We start from the raw sequence: 17182 nt of genomic DNA on the forward strand, positions 1-17182 counted from the left end.
GGGACATTGAGAACGGGTCGCAAATTTAGGGGCTCGCGGCCGTGATTTCGACCCTGTCCATCACCGACCTTCGGCTCGCCCGCGGCGAACGCACCCTCTTCAGCGCCCTGTCGTTCGCGGCGTCGTCGGGCGAGGCCGTGGCCCTGACCGGGGCGAACGGCGCGGGCAAGACGTCGCTGCTGCGCGCCATCGCCGGATTCATCCGCTTTGAGGCTGGAGATATCGCGTTTCGCGACGCCGACGACGAGCCGATCGAACCGGCGCGGGCGCGGGCGCATGAAGTGCATCTGCTGGGCCACCTGGACGCTCTCAAGGCGGGCCGGACGGCGCGCGACGAGTTGATGTTCCAGTCGCGGTGGCTGGGCCACAGCCACGACGGTATCGACGAGGCGATTGCGACCCTGGGCCTGAAGCCGCTGCTGGATCTGGAAGTGCGCAAGCTGTCGGCCGGTCAGAGACGTCGGCTGGCGCTGGCCCGGCTGATCGGGTCGCCGCGCGCCCTGTGGCTGCTGGATGAGCCGTTAAGTCCGCTGGACGCCCGGTGGCGCGAGGTGGTCGGGGCGATGATGGCCCGGCATCTGGCCGACGGCGGCCTGATCCTGGCGGCGGTGCATGATCCGCTGCCGATCCCGACCCGGCCTCTGGACCTGGGGGCGGGGCGATGAGCGCGGCATACATCCTCTTCCGGCGCGAGTTGGCCCTGGCCTGGGGCGGGGGCGGCGGCCCGTTGCTGGCCTGCGGTTTCTTCGCCTGTCTGACGACGGTCGTGCCGCTGGCGGCGGGGGGCGATCCGAATGTGCTGAAGCCCGTCGCGGCAGGGATCGCCTGGCTGGCGCTGGCGCTATCGAGCCTGTTGTCGCTGGAGCGGCTGTTCGAGCGCGATCTGGAAGACGGAGCGCTGGATCTTCTGGCGACCGGGCCGCTGCCGCTGGAGGCGGTGTTCGCGATCAAGGCGATCAGCCAGTGGCTGGCCACCGGCCTGCCGCTGGCCCTGACTGCGCCCCTCGCAGCCCTGGCTCTGGGTCAGTCGATCGAACTGGCGCCGCTGACGGCGCTGTCAGCTCTGGTCGGGGGTCTGGGTTTCGCCTTCACCGGGGCGCTCGGTGCGGCCCTGGCGCTGGGAGCGAAGCGCGGCGGTCTGCTGATCGCGGTCGTGGTGCTGCCGCTGTTCATTCCGCCGGTGGTGTTCGGATCAGGCGCGATTGACCGGGCGGCGGCAGGATTGAGCCCGCTGTCGGCGCTGGCGCTGCTGACGGCCTATGTGCTGTTCGCGGCCGTCATCGCCCCTCCGGCGGGCGCTGCGGCGATCCGCAGCGCCCAGGGGTAGTCGAGCCTCAGCGGACCGAGGCGTAGGTGTTCAGCGTCTGGGTCAGACGGCCATGCTCGCGCGTGTTCATGCAGCGCGGGGCGGACCAGGCCTCGCCGGTCGCGCGGGCCTGCAGCACCTGATCGGCGGTCACGAAGGTCGGGGGTGCGCCGTGCTCGCGGCGGAAGGCGCTGCGGGTCGCGGCGTCGTTCGTGCACATCATCACCACGCGCTGGGCGCCGGCGGGCGCCTCGGTCGGCAGGCGGTTCTGTTGCGCCAAGGCAGGGGCGGCGACGGACGCGGCCAGGGCGGCGACGGCGGCGATAGTGGTGAAACGGTTCATGGCGGGCTCCTCCTCAAGACCCGAAAGACATCAGGGTTCGGAGGAATAATGCGCGCAATCGAGCCTCTGTAAAGAAAATAAGACAATTCTGCTGCAAACGGATGAAACTAGCGATGGCTCGCAATCTCGGACAAGGGGCTTTGGCGCCTTTCCGGCGTCTGGTGCGTTGTGTTCCACCGTGAAGCGCTTCCTCCCCAACTTCCTGAAGTTGCCATCGAACTGGCGGGAAGTGTGCATGCGCGCCTTGGTCCCGGCCGGCGCGCGGATGCGCGATTGGCGCGACTGGGTGGTCGAGAACGATCCTGTCTATGGCTCCTTCCGCCGCCCCGGGCGGACAGAGAAGGTTGCCGCCTCGGTCACTCTGCTGCTGATTCTGGCTGTGGCGATCTTCCTGCTGCTGTTCGACTGGAACTGGCTGAGAGAGCCGATCGGGCGCTGGGCCTCGGCGAAATACGATCGCGAGATCGCGCTCCAGGGCGACCTCGACGTCACCCTGTTCAGCTGGACACCGTCGGTGATCGTGCGCGACCTGAAGTTCGGCGGTCCTGAGTGGGCGCGCGAGGCCGACACCGCCAATGTCGAACGGATCGAGGCGAAGTTCCGGCTGAGGAAGTTGTTCGCCGGCCAGATCGAGATGCCGCTTCTGGCCGTCACGCGGCCCAAGGTCGTGCTGATCTCGACCAAGGACGGCCGGCAGAGCTGGGATCTTGAGCCCAACAATCCGGACACCGGCGAGGGCCTGAAGCTGCCGCTCATCAACCAGCTGGTCATCGAGGACGGCCTCATCTCGCTGGACGCCCAGGATCGCGACATTACCCTGGAAGCCGCGATCACCGCGCGAGAGGCGGCCAGCGCAGCCGACGGCGACACGGGCTTCCGGCTCACCGGCGAGGGATCGGTCAACGGCTCGCCCCTGACACTGAGGATCGAAGGCGGGCCCTTCATCAATATCCGCCGCGACCGGCCCTATCGGTTCGAAGCGACCCTGGCCGGCGCGCGCTCCCGGCTGGTGGCGGATGGGTCGATCACCCGACCGTTCGATCTGGGTCAGTTCACATCGACCCTGAGCCTGCAGGGTCAGGACCTGAACGACCTCTATCTGCTGACTGGCGTCACCCTGCCGAACACCCCGCCCTATCGGCTGTCCGGCGCCCTGACCCGCGACGATGCGATCTGGACGTTCACCGACTTCAATGGCCGCGTCGGCGCATCCGACCTCTCCGGCGATGTGCGGGTCGATGCGCGAGAGCGGTTGAGAGTTGAGGCGGAGCTGGCCTCGCGACTACTCGACATCGATGACCTCATGGCGATCCTGGGCGCCGATACGCGGACGAATGCGGCGGGCACCAATACGACGACCGTGGCCTCGGGCTCTGGCCCGCAAATGCTGCTGCCCGACGCGACCCTGCAGGTCGATCGCCTGCGGACCATGGACGGGACACTTACCTATCGCGCAGCCAGCGTGAAGGCGAACGACCTCGACATCCGTACGGTGCGCCTCGGCGCCGTGCTGGAGGGAGGCGTCCTCGATCTCGATCCCGTCTCCTTCGCCTTCAATCGCGGCGAGCTGAACGGGACGGCGAGAATCAACGCCACACGTGACATGCCTTACAGCACCATCGATTTCCGCCTGGCGGGCTATCCGCTGGAATCGATCGTGCCGGTCCGGGGCGGCGTGGCGCCGATCACGGGCCGGGCACTGGGGCGTGCGCGTCTGGAGGGGCAGGGCAATTCGATCCATCGCTTCGCCGCCGGATCGAAGGGTTCGATCAGCCTTGTCGTGCCCCAGGGCGAACTGCGCGCCGCCTTCGCTGAACTGCTGGGAGTCAACGCCAGCGCCGGCCTGCTGAAGCTGTTGAGCGGCGACCAGTCGCGCAGTTCGATCCGCTGCGCCGTCGCCGACTTCGAGGTCACAAACGGTGTGGCTCGGGCGAAGACCTTCGTCGTCGATACCGACGTGGTGCTGGCGCAAGGATCGGGCTCGATCAATCTCGGGACCGAGACGCTGGACCTGAAGATCGAAGGCGAATCGAAGAGGCCGCGTCTCCTGCGCCTTTGGGCCCCCATCCTTGTGCGCGGTCATCTGTCGGCGCCGAGCGTCGGCGTGGACACGGGCGCTGTCGTCGTCCAGGCCGGGCTGACCGGCTTGCTGGCCGCTGTGGTCGCGCCGATCGCGGCGCTTTTCGCCTTCGTCGAGCCCGGTCTGGCCGAGGACGCCAACTGCGGCTCGCTGATCGCCAATGCGCGGTGAGGCCGGACGGCGCAGGCGTGCGTATCTGACCTCGTCCCGTCCGTGAGAGAAATATCCGATGACCCGTAGAGGCCTGCTCGCGCCGACGCTCGGCGCCATGGTCGCGTCGCTCGGCGCCGCTTGCAGTCCCCTCGGCGTGCTGAATGCGGTGGCTCCGCGCGACCGGGGCGTCCGTCGGGTGGCGCGCGACCTGGACTACGGGGCGGATCCTCGCCAGCGGTTCGACATCTACGCCCCTGACGTCGCCGGTCTGTCCCTGCCGGTGCTGGTCTTCTTCTACGGCGGCGGCTGGGATTCGGGGGCGAAGGACCTCTACGGCTGGGCGGCGCAAGCTCTCGCGGCTCAAGGGTTCGTCGTCGCCGTGCCCGACTATCGGCTGGTGCCGCAGGTGCTGTTCCCGGTCTTCATCGAGGATGCTGCGGCCGCCGTCGCCCGGGTCGCCGAGGTCGCGGCGCCCTATGGAGGCGATCCGGCGCGGCTGGGCGTGATCGGCCATTCGGCAGGCGCCCACCTGGCCATGATGATCACCCTGGATCGCAGCTATATGGCCGCGGTCGGCAAGCCGGACCTGATCCGGGCGACGGCGGGCCTGGCCGGTCCCTATGACTTCCTGCCGTTCGACGTGGCGTCTTCCATCAATGCCTTCGGCCAGGCGCCCGACCCGGTCCAGACCCAGCCCCTGCATTTCGCCCGCGCGGACGCCCCGCCCCTGTGGCTCGGCCACGGGACGGCCGACGTCATCGTCCACGACGAGGACACCCTCCTGCTTGACGCCCGGATGCGCGAACTGGGCGGGCGCTGCGAGGCGAAACTCTATCCGGGTCTCAGCCACGAGGACCTGATCGCGACCTTCTCGCCCCTGTTCCGCAGGAAAGCGCTGGTGCTGGCCGACGTCTCCGCCTTCTTCCATCGCGAGCTGGGCCAGGTCGCGACGAGCCCGTAACGGACGCTCACACGACATGAAGCGCTGCCGTCTCGCCAGAGCCACGATGATCCGCTAGAGGAGGTCATGACAGAACAGAAAAACGGGGCGCTCTCGGCGCCCGAGGCGCTGGATCGCCTCGAAACCCTCTACACCCAATCCGTCGCCGCCCTGCGGGACGCCGTCCGGACCTTCCTCGCCACGGGCGAGCGAGCGGACCCCGAGGCCCGGGCGAACGGGCTGTTTTCCTACCCCTCCCTGAAGATCAGCTGGTTCGGCGACCGCCCCACCAATCTGCCGATCCGCTCCTATGCCCGGATGTCGCGTCAGGGCGTCTACGCCACCACGATCACCCGGCCGGATCTGTACCGTCCCTATCTGATGGAGCAGCTGACCCTGCTGCAGCACGACTACGACGTGGCCTTCGAGGTCGGACCGTCGGAGCAGGAGATCCCCTTCCCCTATGTGCTCGACGGCTCGGACGTGGTGCTGAACCCGTCGCAGACGGCGGCCATCGCGAGATATTTCCCGACCACCGACCTGGCCCATATCGGGGACGAGATCTCCGACGGCCTGTTCAATCTGAACCAGGACTTTCCCCTGTCGCAGTTCGATGGGCTGCGCACCGACTTCTCGCTGGCGCGGCTCAGGCACTACACCGGCACGCCGGTCGAGGACGTCCAGTCCTACATCCTGTTCACCAACTACAACCGCTACGTCGACGACTTCGTTCGGTGGGCCTGCGAGCAGCTGAAAGACCCGAACAGCATCTACGAGACCCTGTCGTGCGCCGGCGGCGTGGTGATCACGCGCGAGACCGCGGACGCCGATGCGGTCATGGATGCGGCCTGGAAGAAGCACCAGATGCCCGCCTATCACCTGACCGCGCCGGGCCATAACGGCATCACCCTGGTCAACATCGGGGTCGGGCCGTCGAACGCCAAGACGATCTGCGACCACCTGGCGGTGACCCGGCCGCACGCCTGGCTGATGATCGGCCACTGCGGCGGCCTTCGGCCCAGCCAGACCATCGGCGACTATGTCCTGGCCCACGCCTATCTGCGCGACGACCATGTGCTGGACGCCGTCCTGCCGCCGGACATCCCGATCCCCTCGATCGCCGAGGTCCAGCGCGCCCTCTACGACGCCGCCAAACAGGTCTCCGGCGCGCCGGGCGAAGAGGTCAAGCGGCGCCTGCGCACCGGCACGGTGGTGACCACCGACGACCGGAACTGGGAGCTGCGCTATTCCAAGTCGGCGCTGCGCTTCAACCAGTCTCGCGCCGTGGCCATCGACATGGAATCTGCCACGATCGCGGCCCAGGGCTACCGCTTCCGCGTGCCCTACGGGACGTTGCTGTGCGTCTCCGACAAGCCGCTGCACGGCGAGATCAAGCTGCCGGGCCAGGCGAACCGCTTCTACGAGGGTTCGATCTCGGAACACCTCCAGATCGGCATCCAGGCGATCGACCTGCTGCGCAAGGAGGGAGCGAGCCTTCACTCCCGCAAGCTGCGCGCCTTCGACGAGCCGCCGTTCCGCTGACCGGTCCGGTTCGTCCGGACGGAAAACACCCTGACGAAACGGACGAAACGGACGAAATCTCCTTTGCTGGGCGGCGGGCGAAAGCCCGGTTCGCGAGGATTGTAACCCGGCTGCAAGGGGCGTCGAACAAAACGCCCTTCGTTAGACCCGGCCTCTGATTTGAAAGGCGGATTCGGACGATCCGTTGATGGGTATGGGCGTCAATCCGGGCATCGGAAGTTATTGAGCGAGGCCGTCAGGGCTTCCTGAACAGGTAGAGACCGAAGCTGAGCCAGGGCCTTCCGAAGTCGAAGGTGGCCTTGGACAGGTCGGCGCGCCGGCGGATCGAGGGCGCGGTCGGGTCCTCGGGATTGGCGACGAGCCAGTCGCGGACGCGCGTGTCGGCACCGCCGAAGAAGGCGTCCCAGTCGTCGTCCGGGGCGATCCCGGCCGAGACGACCTCCAGTCCGGCGGCTTCGGCGGCGGCCAGCCAGCCCTCGTGGGTCGCGTAGTCGCCGGTCGCTCCGATCACCTGACGCAGGGGCTCGGGCGGTTCGCCCTTCCAGGTCAGATCCCCCCACAGCAGCCAGCCGGACGAGGCCAGTCTGTCGGACAGGCGAGCGAAGATCCCGGTGGCGGACCGGATGCCCGGCCCGGCCGGTTCGGTCGAGCCAAGGGCCACGATCAGGTCGGCGGGGGCGAGCCGGTCGAGCGCCGTGGCCGAGCCTTCGGCGACCACGGCGACTCTGTCTGCGACGCCGGCCGCTTCGGCGCGGTCGCGGATCATCTCCGCCATGTCGGGATAGCGTTCGATCGCCTGGACCCGCAGGCCGAAGTCCCGCGCAAGGGCGACCGACACGCCTCCGGCGCCGGCGCCGATGTCCAGCGCGACCGCGCCTTCCGGCAGGCCGGTCCGGGCGACCAAGCCCAGTATGGCGTCGAGGGTCACGGGGTTGGCGACCTCGAATCCGGCATAGGCGATGCTGTGGTAGGTCGGCGTCATGGGCGGATCCGATGGTCTGGTGCTCTCCGACATCCGTGCACCCCGGCGAAGGTCGGGGTCCAGATCACGGATGCGGAAGTTTGGGATATCGCACCGCAGGCTATTTGATGAGTCGGCGTCCTCCATCTGGACCCCGGCCTTCGCCGGGGCGCACGGAGGAAGGAAGAACGACGTAACAAAAAGCACTTTACAACACAAAGTACATGTGGGATTGAGGCGCATCACCCCACGGACGCACCCGCGATGGCCGCCACCACCTTCGACCCCGTCGCCGCCTTCCAGGCCCAGCCTACGCTCGCCGTCGCGGCCGGTCGCAACCTGATCGCCGCCGGTTCGATCTTCGGCGCCGCCAACCTGTTCCAGTGGGGCGTGATGAGCGGGGCCCTGCCTCTGCACCCGGTCCTGCTGTCCCTGACCTGGCCGGTCGCGGTCGCGGCCTTCATCATCATCGTGCGACGCCTGCGCGGCGCTGGCGGTGAACCGGCGCTGCGGGCGGCCTCGTGGTCGCGTTGGGCCATCCTGTTCCAGATCGTCGCGGCTGTGTCGCTGGCGATCGTATCCGGCCTGACGCAGAACTGGTTGCTGATGATGTGGATGTCGCCGATCGGTCTGGCCTTCTACGGCGCCGCCTGGGCCGTCGCGGCCTTCCGGGGCGGCCCATCCTGGGCGGGCGGCGTGGCGCTTGGAGCCCTGGGCGGAACGATGGGAGTCGCGTCGCTGGTCGGCACGCCGACACAGTACCTCGCCTATGCCTGCGGTCTGGCCTGCGCGGCCCTGATCCCCGGTCTGATGCTGGCCTTCGGCCGCGCCCGCTGACACCGAACACGAACTGGAAAACCCGAACATGACCGATCCGAACAACGACACCGCCGACATCGCCTGGCTGCGCAGTCTCGCCGAGGAAGGCGCGAAGACGCCGCCTCATGGCGGGTCCATCCTGTGCGCGGCCGGACTGATCTGGGGCACGGCCAGCGTCGCGCACTGGTTCATCATCACGGGCCTGTTTCCCGTCGATCCCGGCGGTTACGGCCTGATCTGGGGCGTGGCCCTGCTGGTCTTCTTCGCCACCCTGGTCGTCCTGATCCGTCGGCTGAAGGCCCAGGGCGGAGTCGAGACCGCCGCCAATCGCGCCTTCGGCAGCGTCTGGTCGGCCCTGGGGTGGGGCATCTTTTCGCTGTTCACGGCCCTGATGTTGCTAGACGTCAGCCGGACGGGCGAGGTGAATATGGCGGAATGGTCGCTGGCCATCCCCTCGATCATCATCGCCTTCTACGGCATGGGCTGGGCCGTCTCCGCGACCATGCTGCGCCAGCGCATGCTCTGGGTCCTGGCGATCGCGTCCTTCGTCGCGGCGCCCCTGCTGGCCCTGCTCTCGGGCTCGACGGCTCAATATCTGGCCTATGCCGCGGCTCTCTATCTGCTGATGGCCCTGCCCGGGTTCCTGCTGATGCGCCAGGCGAGCCGGGGCTGAGAATGGCCGACGATTTCGATATCGGCCGGATCGACGACGTCATCCATGGACGGGTTCGTCTCGGCATCATGGCGGCCCTGTCCGGGATCGAGAGCGCCGACTTCGGCACCCTGAAGGCGCGGCTCCAGACCACCGACGGCAATCTGTCGGTCCACCTGAGGAAGCTGGAGGAGGCGGGGTTCGTCGCCGTGACCAAGCGGTTCGTGGGTCGCAAGCCCCTGACCGAGGCCTCCATGACCGAAGTCGGCAGGGGGGCCTTCGTCGCCTATCTGGACGCCATGGCCGGGCTGGTCGGGCCGCGCTGAAACACCCTATAGGGAGGGCATGACCTCCCGCATTCACGCCTTCGACGCGCTCGACAATTTCCGCGACTACGGCGGCTACGACACCGCCGCCGGCCGTGCGCTCAAGACGGGCCGGCTGTTCCGGTCGGCGCATCAGGCCTCGGCCTCGGAGGCGGATCTGGTTCGGCTGGCGGCGCTGGACCTCGGCGTGGTCGTCGATCTGCGTCGGCCGGTCGAACGGCGTCGGCAGCCGTCGAAGCGGGCCGCCAACTTCACCGGCCAGGTGTTCGAGAGCGATCTCGATGAGGCGGGCGAGGCTCCGCACATCACCTTTCTCAAGAGCGGCGACCTGACGCCCAACTCGGGCCGCCGGTTCATGACCGCCACCTATCGGGAACTGCCTTTCGCTCCCGCCCACATCGACCTGTTCGGCCGCTACTTCCGGGCTCTCGGCGAGACGGACCGCCCGGTTCTGATCCACTGCGCGGCGGGCAAGGACAGGACGGGCATGCTCGCGGCCCTGACCCATCACCTGCTGGGCGTCGGCCACGACGACCTGATGGAGGACTACCTGCTGACCAATACAGCAGTGGATCTGGTCGGCCGCGCGCCGGCCATCGCCGAACAGCTGAAGGGCTTCACCGGGCGGGAGGCCTCGCACGGCGCCGTGGTGGCCTTCATGGGGGTCGAGCCCGCCTATCTGGACGCCGCCATCGCCGCCATCAATGAGCGGTACGGCTCGATCGACGCCTATCTGGAACAGGCGCTCGGGGTCGATGCCGCCCTGCGCGCCCGGATCACGGAGCGGCTGGCGGCGTGACCATGCCCGTCCGCGTCGTCAGGACCCTCGACTGGGTCGAGCCCCTGGCCGTCGCGGCCGGGCTGGCGCATCGCCAGGGGGCCTTGTGCCTCCTGTCCGACGGCGGCCCCAAGGCGCGGCGTTCCTGGGTCGCCTGCGCCCCCGACCGGATCGTCGCGACGCGGATGGAGGCGTCCCAGTCCTTCTCCGCCCTGACCGAGGACGGGATGGACCGGTTCGTGGTCGGGCTGGCGACCTATGACGCCGGGGCCCGCCCCGCGACCGGAGACCGGGGGGCGTCGCCGGGAGACTGGCCGGATCTGATGCTGGCCCGCTATCCGGCCATGCTGGTCTTCGATCACGAAGCGCGGACGGTCTCGGCCATGGGGCTGGGGAGGGACGAGGGCGAGGCGACCGGGACGGCGGACGAGGCCGTCGGCTGGATCGCTTCGGCGACCCCTGTCGCGCCCGGCGGCGTCCCGGCCGCGCGCTTCGAACCGGAGCGGCCCGAGCGTGACTACACCGATGCCGTCGCCGACGTCGTGGCGCGGATCGCGGCCGGCGAACTGTTCCAGGCCAATATCGCCCGGGCCTGGAGCGGCGAACTCGAACCCCACGCCGATCCTTTCGACGTGTTCGCCCGGCTGGCGGCGGGAGGGGCGCCCTATGGCGCCTTCTGGCGGATCGGGGACCGGGTGCTGGTGTCCAATTCGCCCGAGCTGTTCCTGACCTTCGATCCCCACACCCGGCGGATCGAGACGCGGCCGATCAAGGGCACCCGCCCTCGCGACGCGGACCCCGCGATCGATGCGGCACAGGCGGCCGAACTGATCGCCAGCGCCAAGGATCGGGCCGAGAACCTGATGATCGTCGACCTGATGCGCAACGACCTGTCGCGGGTCGCGCGACCGGGCTCCGTCGTGGTCGAGACGCTGTTCGAGCTCGAGAGCTTCGCCACTGTCCACCACCTGGTCTCGACCGTGACCGGCGTGGCCGAGCCGGGCGTCGGTCCGGCCGAGGTGCTGGCGGCGTCATTCCCGCCGGGATCGATCACCGGCGCGCCCAAGCATCAGGCCATGCGGGTGATTGCGGCTCACGAAGGCCCGCGCGGGGCCTGGTGCGGCAGTCTGTTCCTGCTGGACGACGACGGCGCGCTGACAGCCTCGGTGCTGATCCGGACCATCGCCTTCTGGCACGAGGGTGAGACCTGGGCGTTCCGGACCCTGGCCGGGGCGGGGATCGTGGCGGACAGCGATCCGGCCTCGGAGCTTCAGGAAACGGACACCAAGATCGCGGCGATCCGCCAGGCCCTTATCGGCTAGCAGTTGGTGCAGGTGATGGTGTTCACCAGCCGCGGTCGCAGCCAGTAGGTGTGGCTGAATTGCTTGGTCCCGAGGACCTGGTTGAGCGGCGAGACATAGTCGTAGGTCCCCTCGCTCATGATGATGCTTTCGCCGTTCTCGATCAGGCCGGCGGGAACGGTCACGACCCCCGTGCGCACGGTCATGCCCTTGCCCCGGCTCCAGGTCACCCGCGCCACGCCGTCGGTTCCCCGGGTGATGGCGGTGACGCGCAGCTTCAGCGCGCTGTCCGGGAAGGGCGCCAGGACAAGGCCGCCTATGGCGAAGGTGTCGTCGATCAGGTCGGTGTCGACCGCCTGGTACTGGGCCACGATGTCGGCGACCTGGGAGGTCGAGTGCCCCATGCGGCGCTGGGCCATATAGGCCTGGCAGAACTCGGCGAGGCCGAAATAGATCAGGATCAGGACGGGGGCGAGCAGGGCGAATTCGACGGCGGACACGCCGGACCCGTCGCGACCGAAACGGCGCAGGAAGCCCAGGCTGGCGGAGCGGCGCAGGCTCACGGGGTCGACCCGCGATAGGGCTCGTTGCGGAAGGCGGTGGCGACCGAGATCACGGCGGCGCCGGAGTTCAGCCGCGACATGGCCTGTTGCATGAAGGGTGTGACCAGCGGCTGGGAGTACCAGACGCGGACCAGCATCAGGTCACCGGGCTGGCCCTTGTTATATTGAAGATCGCCGGTGTTCATGACGCCGTTGCGGATCGGACTGTCCGGGATGCCGTCGGTGAACTGGGGCATTACGCGGACATCGACGTCGGCGCGGCTGCCGCAGTCGCCCTGGAAGACGCTCATCTCGGCGCACAGGGCTGTCTTGAACTGGGCCGCGGAGATGTTCCCGGTGTCGGCCTGGCCGGTGCGAACCAGCCGGCTGGCGGTCAACACGGCGTTCTCGAGCGTGGAGTCGATCAGGAAGACCAGACCGAGTTCCAGCACCGCAAAGATCATGAAGAAGAACGGGGCTGCGACCATGGCGAACTCGACCGCCGCAGCGCCTTCACGGGGCGTGCGGACGGCGGCCCGGCCGCGCCTGCGGAACAGGGACCGGCTCATGGATCAGGGGGTCGGGGCGGAAGCCGCCGGAGCGGCCGAGGCGGCGGCAGGACCGGAGACGTTACGGATGCTGGGCGCGCAGGAGGCGGCGCAGGCCATCTCGGTCGCCTGGGCTCCGCGCCAGACGCGCACCGAACCGGTCGATCCGCCGGTGACGACGATCTCGCCCTGGAAGATGGTCCGGCCGACGCCATCCACGGCGACGACCTCGGTCACGCCATAGCCCTTGCCGGTGACGAACAGGGTGTTGGCGTCCACGACCGTGACATCGGCGATAGCCGGGTTGCCGACGATGACCGAAGCGGCCGATCCCGTCAGGCCGATGCGGGCCGAACGGTCAATCTCGACGTTCAGCGTCTGAGCCTGGGCAGCGCCCGCCACCAGCAGAAGGCCGGCGAGGAGGGCGGGGCGCAGCAGGGCAGCGATCGATCCGGCCATTCTCGGTTTCCTTTAAGCTGAGCGGGCGCGCGCGAGGGCGAGACGCGAAGATCGGTCGGAAACCTCTACAAACTCTAAAGCCAGAGAGATTCGGTCCTGCTTCATTCAGGCGTATGAGCAAGCGCGGGTGGATGATTTTACCGGCTGGCCTGCTGGAGCACCGAGCTATTCAACGCTGGCGGCCACCTGCTGTTATCGCATACGGGCCGGGTCGATATTTTACAGTAAACGAGCGGATATCCACGGCTTCTATCTTGGCTTTAACCAGTCGGGAACAGTCTGCCCATGCGTTTGGGGGACCAGCGGGCGACCGAGCCTCCCAGCCATCGCTGCTCGTTTCACCGATTTCACAGGGAAGACCATCATGACCAAGTCCATTTCGCGTTTTGTCGAGGACGAGTCGGGCGCCACCGCCATCGAATACGGCCTGATCGCGGCCCTCATCGCCGTGGTCATCATCGGCGCCGTTCAGCTCGTCGGCACCAACCTGTCGGCCACGTTCGACAAAGTCTCGGCCAAGCTCGGCTAAGCCCTCACGGCTCTTGAAAGCGCGGGCCGGCGCGGAAACGCGCCGGCCCGCTGTTTTTTGCGGGGTCGTTGCGGCGCACCGGACCTCGCCCGCCCAATACCGGCCGCAAATCGCCACGAGCCCGGAAGTGAGAAACCTTCAGCCGCGTTTCGTTCGAGGTGTCTGAACAAGCGCTAACGGATGCCTTTGTACATCATCCCCCGGATGGCCGACCTGTTCAGGGCTGCTGGGTCTCTGCTGGCCGCGCAAACAGGTCGTGCCGAATTTTCACAGTAAACGCGCAGGTAACCACGCCTTCTAGCCCCGTTTTAACCGGTCCGGGCCAATATGCCCATGCGTTTGGGGGACAAGCGGGCGACCGAGCCTCCCAGCCATCGTTGCTCGCTTCACAGATTTCACAAGGAAGAACACCATGACCAAGTTCGTTTCGCGTTTCGCCAAGGACGAGTCGGGCGCTACGGCCATCGAGTACGGCCTGATCGCGGCTCTGATCGCTGTTGTCATCATCGGCGCCGTGCAACTGGTCGGCACCAACCTGTCGGCCACGTTCGGCAAGGTCTCGGCCAAGCTCGGCTAAGCCCTCACGGGTCTTGAAAGCGGGGGCCGGCGCGGAAACGCGCCGGCCCTTTGTTTTTCCGGCGAGGCCGTCGCGGCAACCCGGATTTAACCCGCCCCATGCAGAATGCAGTCATGGACATTGTTTCCCTCGCCCTGCTCAGCGTCCTGCCCGGCCTGGTCATCGTCGCAGCCCTGTCGGACCTGACGACGATGCGGATTCCGAACTGGCTGTCGGGATCCCTGATCCTCGGTTTCTTCCCGGCGGCCCTGGCAGTCGGCCTGCCGGTCGACATGGTCGGCGTGCATGGCGGCGTGGCCGTCATCGCCCTTCTGGTCGGCATGGGTCTTTTCGCGCTTCGGGTCATCGGCGGCGGAGACGCCAAGCTGATCGCCGCCGCCTGCCTGTGGCTGGGTCCATCGGCGTCCTTTGAATTCATTCTCTGGACCGCAGTGTTCGGCGGCCTGCTGTCGCTGGCCCTGATCGTCGCCCGGCGCGATGTCGCGCCCCACATCGTCGGCGGTCCGGTCTGGGTCCACACCCTGCTCGAGACCAAGGGTGACATTCCCTATGGCATCGCCATATGCGCCGGCGCCCTGATGGCGTTTCCTTCCAGCGCTCTGCTCGCGGCCTTCGCCGCCGGCTAGCCAGGTTTGCGCATTTAGCGTCGCGTTAACCCGCGCCCGCCATGGTCGTTAACGGTAGACCGCAGAAGCCACGATTCGGGCCCGGTCTCGCCGGAGACCGTCGATGAAGCCCGCCCGTATCGCCGTCATCTGCATCGCCGCCGTGGCCGCCATCGGTCTGGCCCTGGTCGTGCGCGCCATGGGATCGTCCTCTGGCGAGCCTGCGGCTGTCGCTGCGGCAGCCGAACCCGCGCGCCCAATGGCCAAGGTGCTGGTCGCCGCGCGTGATCTGGCGCCCGGTCAGCGGCTCACCGACGCCGATCTGGAATGGAAGGACTGGCCCGCCGACGAGGTCAATCCCGCCTTCATCACCGACGGATCTGTCCCCGTGCCCCAGGCTGAAGCCGCCGCCGCCGAGGGCGAGGCCGCCAAAGCCGAGGAAGAAGACAAGCCCGAGGGCACGGTCGCCCGCGTCACCCGCGCCGCCGAGGCGCTGACCGGCGGCGGAGCCAAGTCGGAATATTTCGGGTCGGTCGTTCGCGAACCGATCCTGGCCGGTGAGCCCATCGTGGGCCGCAAGATCGTCCGCGCCGGCGACAGCGGCTACATGGCCGCCTATCTGGAGCCCGGCATGCGGGCCATGGCCGTCGCCGTGTCGACCGAGACCGCCGCCGGCGGCTTCATCCTGCCGGGCGACCGGGTCGACGTGCTCGTCACGGTCGAGCTGGAACGCGGCTCGGACGATGCTCCGAACCAGGCCAAGTTCGCCAGTCGTCTGGTGCTGCAGAACGTCAAGGTCCTGGCCATCGACCAGTCGACCCGCGCCGAGGACGACCAGCAGGCCGTGGTCGGCGCCACCGCCACCCTGGAGATCGCGCCCAGCGACACCGAGACCCTCGCCCTGGCCAAGGCGGCCGGCATTCTTTCGCTGACCCTGCGGTCCTATGCCGACACCGCCGGTCCCTCGGGCCGCGTCGGTGCGCCGGCCCGGACGCCGGTCGCCAGTCGTCCCGCCACGGTCCGCATCTTCCGTGGCGGAGAACCCGAAGTGGTGAGCGTCCAATGACCGCCTCTGTGAACCGTTTCGTCGCCCTGGCCTGCGCCGCCCTCGTGGCCGCAGGCGCCGCCGCTCCCGCGACGGCCCAGACCTATGGCGCGCGCCAGACGGTCGCGGCGGGTTCCGGTCCGCAGCTGGTCAACCTGCCGCGCGGCACCTCCTTCGCCGTCGACCTGCCCGCGGATGCGCGGGACGTCATCGTGTCGAACCCGGCCGTGGCCGAGGCCAATGTGCATTCGCCGCGCCGCATCACCGTCATCGGCATCGCGCCCGGCGAGACCGACGCGGTCTTCCTCGACGCCGCCGGCCGCCAGATCCTGACCCTGCGCGTCCGCGTGGACGCCGGCACCTCGGCCCTGCAGGACACGCTCAGCCGCATCGCTCCGGGGGCCCAGGTCCACGCGGAGGCGGTCAACGACAGCATCATCCTGACCGGCATGGTCACCAGCACCGCCGAGGCCGAACGGATCGTCTCGGTCGCCCGCGCCTTCGTCTCGGCGCCGGAGAAGGTGCTGAACATGCTCAGCGTCGCCGGCTCGGATCAGGTCACGCTGAAAGTCCGGGTGGTCGAGGTTCAGCGCAACGCCATCAAGCAGCTCGGGCTCGCCACCAACGTCGTCTACAACGACGGCAACTCGTCGATCGGATTCGGCCGGGGCAATACCTGGGGCGCCAACGGCAACTATCTGGGCGGCAACGGCCTCTGCTACGGCGAGAACAACGCCCGCACGACCAACTACGACAACCAGGTCCAGACCGGGTCGAACACGAGCAACGGCACGACCACGACCGCCACCAACGGCACGACCAACATCAACCAGGTGCAGGTCGGCATGGAGGGCGAACCGGGCCCCTATACGCTGGTCGGAACCGCCGTCACCGGGGCGATCACCAGCACGCTCGGCAGCACGGTGACCAACGCCATCACCGGCCTGGCCCAGACGATCTATTCGACGGTCACCGGCACCAACACCCAGAACTGCCTTGAGGCGTTTGAGCGCGTCGGCCTGGTGCGCACCCTGGCAGAGCCCAACCTGACGGCGGTCAACGGCGAAAGCGCCAGCTTCCTGGCCGGCGGCGAGTTCCCGACTCCGACCGGTCGTGATCGTGACGGCAACGTCACCATCGAATACAAGCCCTATGGCGTCAGCCTGGCCTTCCGCCCGATCGTGCTTTCGGGCGGCAACATCTCGTTGCAGATCTCGATGGAGGTCTCCGAGCTGCAGGCGGGCGGCGGCTTCACCCTCGGCGCCGGCACGCCGTCGTCCATCACCCTGCCGGGTCTGGGCGTGCGACGGTCGTCCACAACGGTCGAACTGCCCTCGGGCGGGTCGATGATGATTGCGGGCCTGCTCCAGGAAAGCACCCGCCAGACGGTCGATTCCCTGCCCGGTGTGACCAACCTGCCGGTGCTCGGTTCGCTGTTCCGGTCGCGCGACTATCTGTCGGGCGAGACCGAACTGGTGATGATCGTGGAGCCCTATATCGTCAGTCCGACCTCGCCCGGCCGGATGCAGACGCCCGCTGACGGCCTGCGCATCGCCAACGACGCCCAGACCATCTTCTTCGGCCAGTTGAACCAGGCCTACGGATCCCCCGCCCCCACCGCCTCGCCCTCGGCCGGATGGCAGGGCCCCGTCGGCTATGTGATCGAGTGAGCGCCG

General features: G+C 68.1%; 20 protein-coding genes. 15 read left to right on the forward strand and 5 right to left on the reverse strand.

Annotation, left to right across the window (positions count from 1 at the left end; translation table 11 throughout):
• The first annotated feature begins 41 nt into the window (after positions 1-41).
• Together ccmA and ccmB are read left to right on the forward strand one after the other, a co-directional pair.
• Entirely contained in the window at positions 42-665 is a 624-nt protein-coding gene (ccmA, locus tag ACP7AB_RS09330; RefSeq protein ID WP_425991959.1) for a heme ABC exporter ATP-binding protein CcmA, read from the forward strand.
• On the forward strand, positions 662-1327 hold the full coding sequence (gene ccmB / locus ACP7AB_RS09335; RefSeq protein ID WP_425991957.1) for a heme exporter protein CcmB: 666 nt from the start codon (positions 662-664) through the stop codon (positions 1325-1327). Before ccmA ends, ccmB begins: the two co-directional genes overlap by 4 nt.
• A 7-nt stretch (positions 1328-1334) precedes the next feature.
• On the opposite strand, the gene ACP7AB_RS09340 is transcribed toward ccmB, so the two are convergent.
• Positions 1335-1649, reverse strand: a complete 315-nt coding sequence (locus tag ACP7AB_RS09340) for a hypothetical protein (RefSeq protein WP_425991955.1) — start codon at positions 1647-1649, stop codon at positions 1335-1337.
• A gap of 235 nt (positions 1650-1884) precedes the next feature.
• On the opposite strand from ACP7AB_RS09340, the gene ACP7AB_RS09345 reads away from it, so the two are divergent.
• From ACP7AB_RS09345 to ACP7AB_RS09355, 3 genes are all read left to right on the forward strand, one after another.
• Entirely contained in the window at positions 1885-3900 is a 2016-nt protein-coding gene (locus tag ACP7AB_RS09345; RefSeq protein WP_425991953.1) for an AsmA family protein, read from the forward strand.
• A gap of 58 nt (positions 3901-3958) precedes the next feature.
• A complete protein-coding gene (locus ACP7AB_RS09350; RefSeq protein ID WP_425991951.1) occupies positions 3959-4843 on the forward strand; it encodes an alpha/beta hydrolase in 885 nt (294 codons plus the stop codon).
• A gap of 66 nt (positions 4844-4909) precedes the next feature.
• Positions 4910-6364 (forward strand): AMP nucleosidase, encoded by a 1455-nt coding sequence (locus tag ACP7AB_RS09355; protein ID WP_425991949.1) that lies wholly within the window; start codon positions 4910-4912, stop codon positions 6362-6364.
• A gap of 235 nt (positions 6365-6599) precedes the next feature.
• Here ACP7AB_RS09355 and ACP7AB_RS09360 read toward each other — a convergent pair whose 3' ends face one another.
• Positions 6600-7346, reverse strand: coding sequence for an SAM-dependent methyltransferase (locus ACP7AB_RS09360; protein ID WP_425991947.1), 747 nt, complete (start codon positions 7344-7346; stop codon positions 6600-6602).
• A gap of 243 nt (positions 7347-7589) precedes the next feature.
• Here ACP7AB_RS09360 and ACP7AB_RS09365 point away from each other — a divergent pair, with 243 nt between their 5' ends.
• From ACP7AB_RS09365 to ACP7AB_RS09385, 5 genes are read left to right on the forward strand one after another with little or no spacing between them, the layout of a single operon-like run.
• Entirely contained in the window at positions 7590-8162 is a 573-nt protein-coding gene (locus ACP7AB_RS09365; RefSeq protein WP_425991945.1) for a hypothetical protein, read from the forward strand.
• A 28-nt stretch (positions 8163-8190) separates the two neighbouring features.
• Positions 8191-8817 carry a hypothetical protein gene (locus ACP7AB_RS09370; protein WP_425991943.1) on the forward strand — a complete coding sequence of 209 codons (627 nt, stop codon included), beginning with the start codon at positions 8191-8193 and terminating at the stop codon, positions 8815-8817.
• Between the two features lie 2 nt (positions 8818-8819).
• The gene (locus ACP7AB_RS09375; RefSeq protein ID WP_425991941.1) at positions 8820-9122 is read left to right on the forward strand and encodes a winged helix-turn-helix domain-containing protein; all 303 of its coding nucleotides are present in this window, start codon (positions 8820-8822) and stop codon (positions 9120-9122) included.
• Between the two features lie 19 nt (positions 9123-9141).
• On the forward strand, positions 9142-9921 hold the full coding sequence (locus tag ACP7AB_RS09380) for a tyrosine-protein phosphatase (RefSeq protein ID WP_425991939.1): 780 nt from the start codon (positions 9142-9144) through the stop codon (positions 9919-9921).
• Between the two features lie 2 nt (positions 9922-9923).
• On the forward strand, positions 9924-11222 hold the full coding sequence (locus ACP7AB_RS09385; protein WP_425992047.1) for an anthranilate synthase component I family protein: 1299 nt from the start codon (positions 9924-9926) through the stop codon (positions 11220-11222).
• On the opposite strand, the gene ACP7AB_RS09390 is transcribed toward ACP7AB_RS09385, so the two are convergent.
• Genes ACP7AB_RS09390 through ACP7AB_RS09400 form a run of 3 tightly spaced genes read right to left on the reverse strand, consistent with a single transcriptional unit; the run spans position 11219 to position 12750 of the window.
• Entirely contained in the window at positions 11219-11764 is a 546-nt protein-coding gene (locus tag ACP7AB_RS09390) for a TadE/TadG family type IV pilus assembly protein (RefSeq protein ID WP_425991937.1), read from the reverse strand. The genes ACP7AB_RS09385 and ACP7AB_RS09390 overlap by 4 nt on opposite strands.
• Positions 11761-12312 carry a TadE/TadG family type IV pilus assembly protein gene (locus ACP7AB_RS09395; RefSeq protein WP_425991935.1) on the reverse strand — a complete coding sequence of 184 codons (552 nt, stop codon included), beginning with the start codon at positions 12310-12312 and terminating at the stop codon, positions 11761-11763. Before ACP7AB_RS09395 ends, ACP7AB_RS09390 begins: the two co-directional genes overlap by 4 nt.
• A 3-nt stretch (positions 12313-12315) precedes the next feature.
• Positions 12316-12750, reverse strand: coding sequence for a pilus assembly protein N-terminal domain-containing protein (locus ACP7AB_RS09400; RefSeq protein WP_425991933.1), 435 nt, complete (start codon positions 12748-12750; stop codon positions 12316-12318).
• Between the two features lie 364 nt (positions 12751-13114).
• Between ACP7AB_RS09400 and ACP7AB_RS09405 the strand changes: the two genes are divergently transcribed.
• The 5 genes from ACP7AB_RS09405 to ACP7AB_RS09425 all read left to right on the forward strand — a co-directional run bounded on the left by ACP7AB_RS09405 (position 13115) and on the right by ACP7AB_RS09425 (position 17176).
• On the forward strand, positions 13115-13279 hold the full coding sequence (locus ACP7AB_RS09405) for a Flp family type IVb pilin (RefSeq protein ID WP_425991931.1): 165 nt from the start codon (positions 13115-13117) through the stop codon (positions 13277-13279).
• Positions 13280-13691: 412 nt separating this feature from the next.
• A complete protein-coding gene (locus ACP7AB_RS09410; protein WP_298159380.1) occupies positions 13692-13856 on the forward strand; it encodes a Flp family type IVb pilin in 165 nt (54 codons plus the stop codon).
• A 113-nt stretch (positions 13857-13969) separates the two neighbouring features.
• Positions 13970-14482 carry an A24 family peptidase gene (locus tag ACP7AB_RS09415; protein WP_425991929.1) on the forward strand — a complete coding sequence of 171 codons (513 nt, stop codon included), beginning with the start codon at positions 13970-13972 and terminating at the stop codon, positions 14480-14482.
• 103 nt (positions 14483-14585) lie between these two features.
• Positions 14586-15527: a Flp pilus assembly protein CpaB gene (cpaB, locus tag ACP7AB_RS09420; protein ID WP_425991927.1), complete on the forward strand. Its 942-nt coding sequence runs from the start codon at positions 14586-14588 to the stop codon at positions 15525-15527.
• Complete coding sequence (locus tag ACP7AB_RS09425) at positions 15524-17176, forward strand: type II and III secretion system protein family protein (protein ID WP_425991925.1); 1653 nt, start codon at positions 15524-15526, stop codon at positions 17174-17176. Before cpaB ends, ACP7AB_RS09425 begins: the two co-directional genes overlap by 4 nt.
• Positions 17177-17182 lie beyond the last annotated feature (6 nt).

Source organism: Brevundimonas sp. TWP3-1-2b1 (assembly GCF_049896165.1).
GTDB classification, from domain to species: domain Bacteria; phylum Pseudomonadota; class Alphaproteobacteria; order Caulobacterales; family Caulobacteraceae; genus Brevundimonas; species Brevundimonas subvibrioides_B.

Bases quoted from the DNA above. Each gene is read 5' to 3' on its own strand.
- ccmB (WP_425991957.1), top strand. From the start codon at position 662: ATGAGCGCGGCATACATCCTCTTCCGGCGCGAGTTGGCCCTGGCCTGG.
- ACP7AB_RS09340 (WP_425991955.1), bottom strand. From the start codon at position 1,649: ATGAACCGTTTCACCACTATCGCCGCCGTCGCCGCCCTGGCCGCGTCC.
- ACP7AB_RS09345 (WP_425991953.1), top strand. From the start codon at position 1,885: ATGCGCGCCTTGGTCCCGGCCGGCGCGCGGATGCGCGATTGGCGCGAC.
- ACP7AB_RS09350 (WP_425991951.1), top strand. From the start codon at position 3,959: ATGACCCGTAGAGGCCTGCTCGCGCCGACGCTCGGCGCCATGGTCGCG.
- ACP7AB_RS09355 (WP_425991949.1), top strand. From the start codon at position 4,910: ATGACAGAACAGAAAAACGGGGCGCTCTCGGCGCCCGAGGCGCTGGAT.
- ACP7AB_RS09360 (WP_425991947.1), bottom strand. From the start codon at position 7,346: ATGACGCCGACCTACCACAGCATCGCCTATGCCGGATTCGAGGTCGCC.
- ACP7AB_RS09365 (WP_425991945.1), top strand. From the start codon at position 7,590: ATGGCCGCCACCACCTTCGACCCCGTCGCCGCCTTCCAGGCCCAGCCT.
- ACP7AB_RS09370 (WP_425991943.1), top strand. From the start codon at position 8,191: ATGACCGATCCGAACAACGACACCGCCGACATCGCCTGGCTGCGCAGT.
- ACP7AB_RS09375 (WP_425991941.1), top strand. From the start codon at position 8,820: ATGGCCGACGATTTCGATATCGGCCGGATCGACGACGTCATCCATGGA.
- ACP7AB_RS09380 (WP_425991939.1), top strand. From the start codon at position 9,142: ATGACCTCCCGCATTCACGCCTTCGACGCGCTCGACAATTTCCGCGAC.
- ACP7AB_RS09385 (WP_425992047.1), top strand. From the start codon at position 9,924: ATGCCCGTCCGCGTCGTCAGGACCCTCGACTGGGTCGAGCCCCTGGCC.
- ACP7AB_RS09395 (WP_425991935.1), bottom strand. From the start codon at position 12,312: ATGAGCCGGTCCCTGTTCCGCAGGCGCGGCCGGGCCGCCGTCCGCACG.
- ACP7AB_RS09400 (WP_425991933.1), bottom strand. From the start codon at position 12,750: ATGGCCGGATCGATCGCTGCCCTGCTGCGCCCCGCCCTCCTCGCCGGC.
- ACP7AB_RS09405 (WP_425991931.1), top strand. From the start codon at position 13,115: ATGACCAAGTCCATTTCGCGTTTTGTCGAGGACGAGTCGGGCGCCACC.
- ACP7AB_RS09410 (WP_298159380.1), top strand. From the start codon at position 13,692: ATGACCAAGTTCGTTTCGCGTTTCGCCAAGGACGAGTCGGGCGCTACG.
- ACP7AB_RS09415 (WP_425991929.1), top strand. From the start codon at position 13,970: ATGGACATTGTTTCCCTCGCCCTGCTCAGCGTCCTGCCCGGCCTGGTC.
- cpaB (WP_425991927.1), top strand. From the start codon at position 14,586: ATGAAGCCCGCCCGTATCGCCGTCATCTGCATCGCCGCCGTGGCCGCC.
- ACP7AB_RS09425 (WP_425991925.1), top strand. From the start codon at position 15,524: ATGACCGCCTCTGTGAACCGTTTCGTCGCCCTGGCCTGCGCCGCCCTC.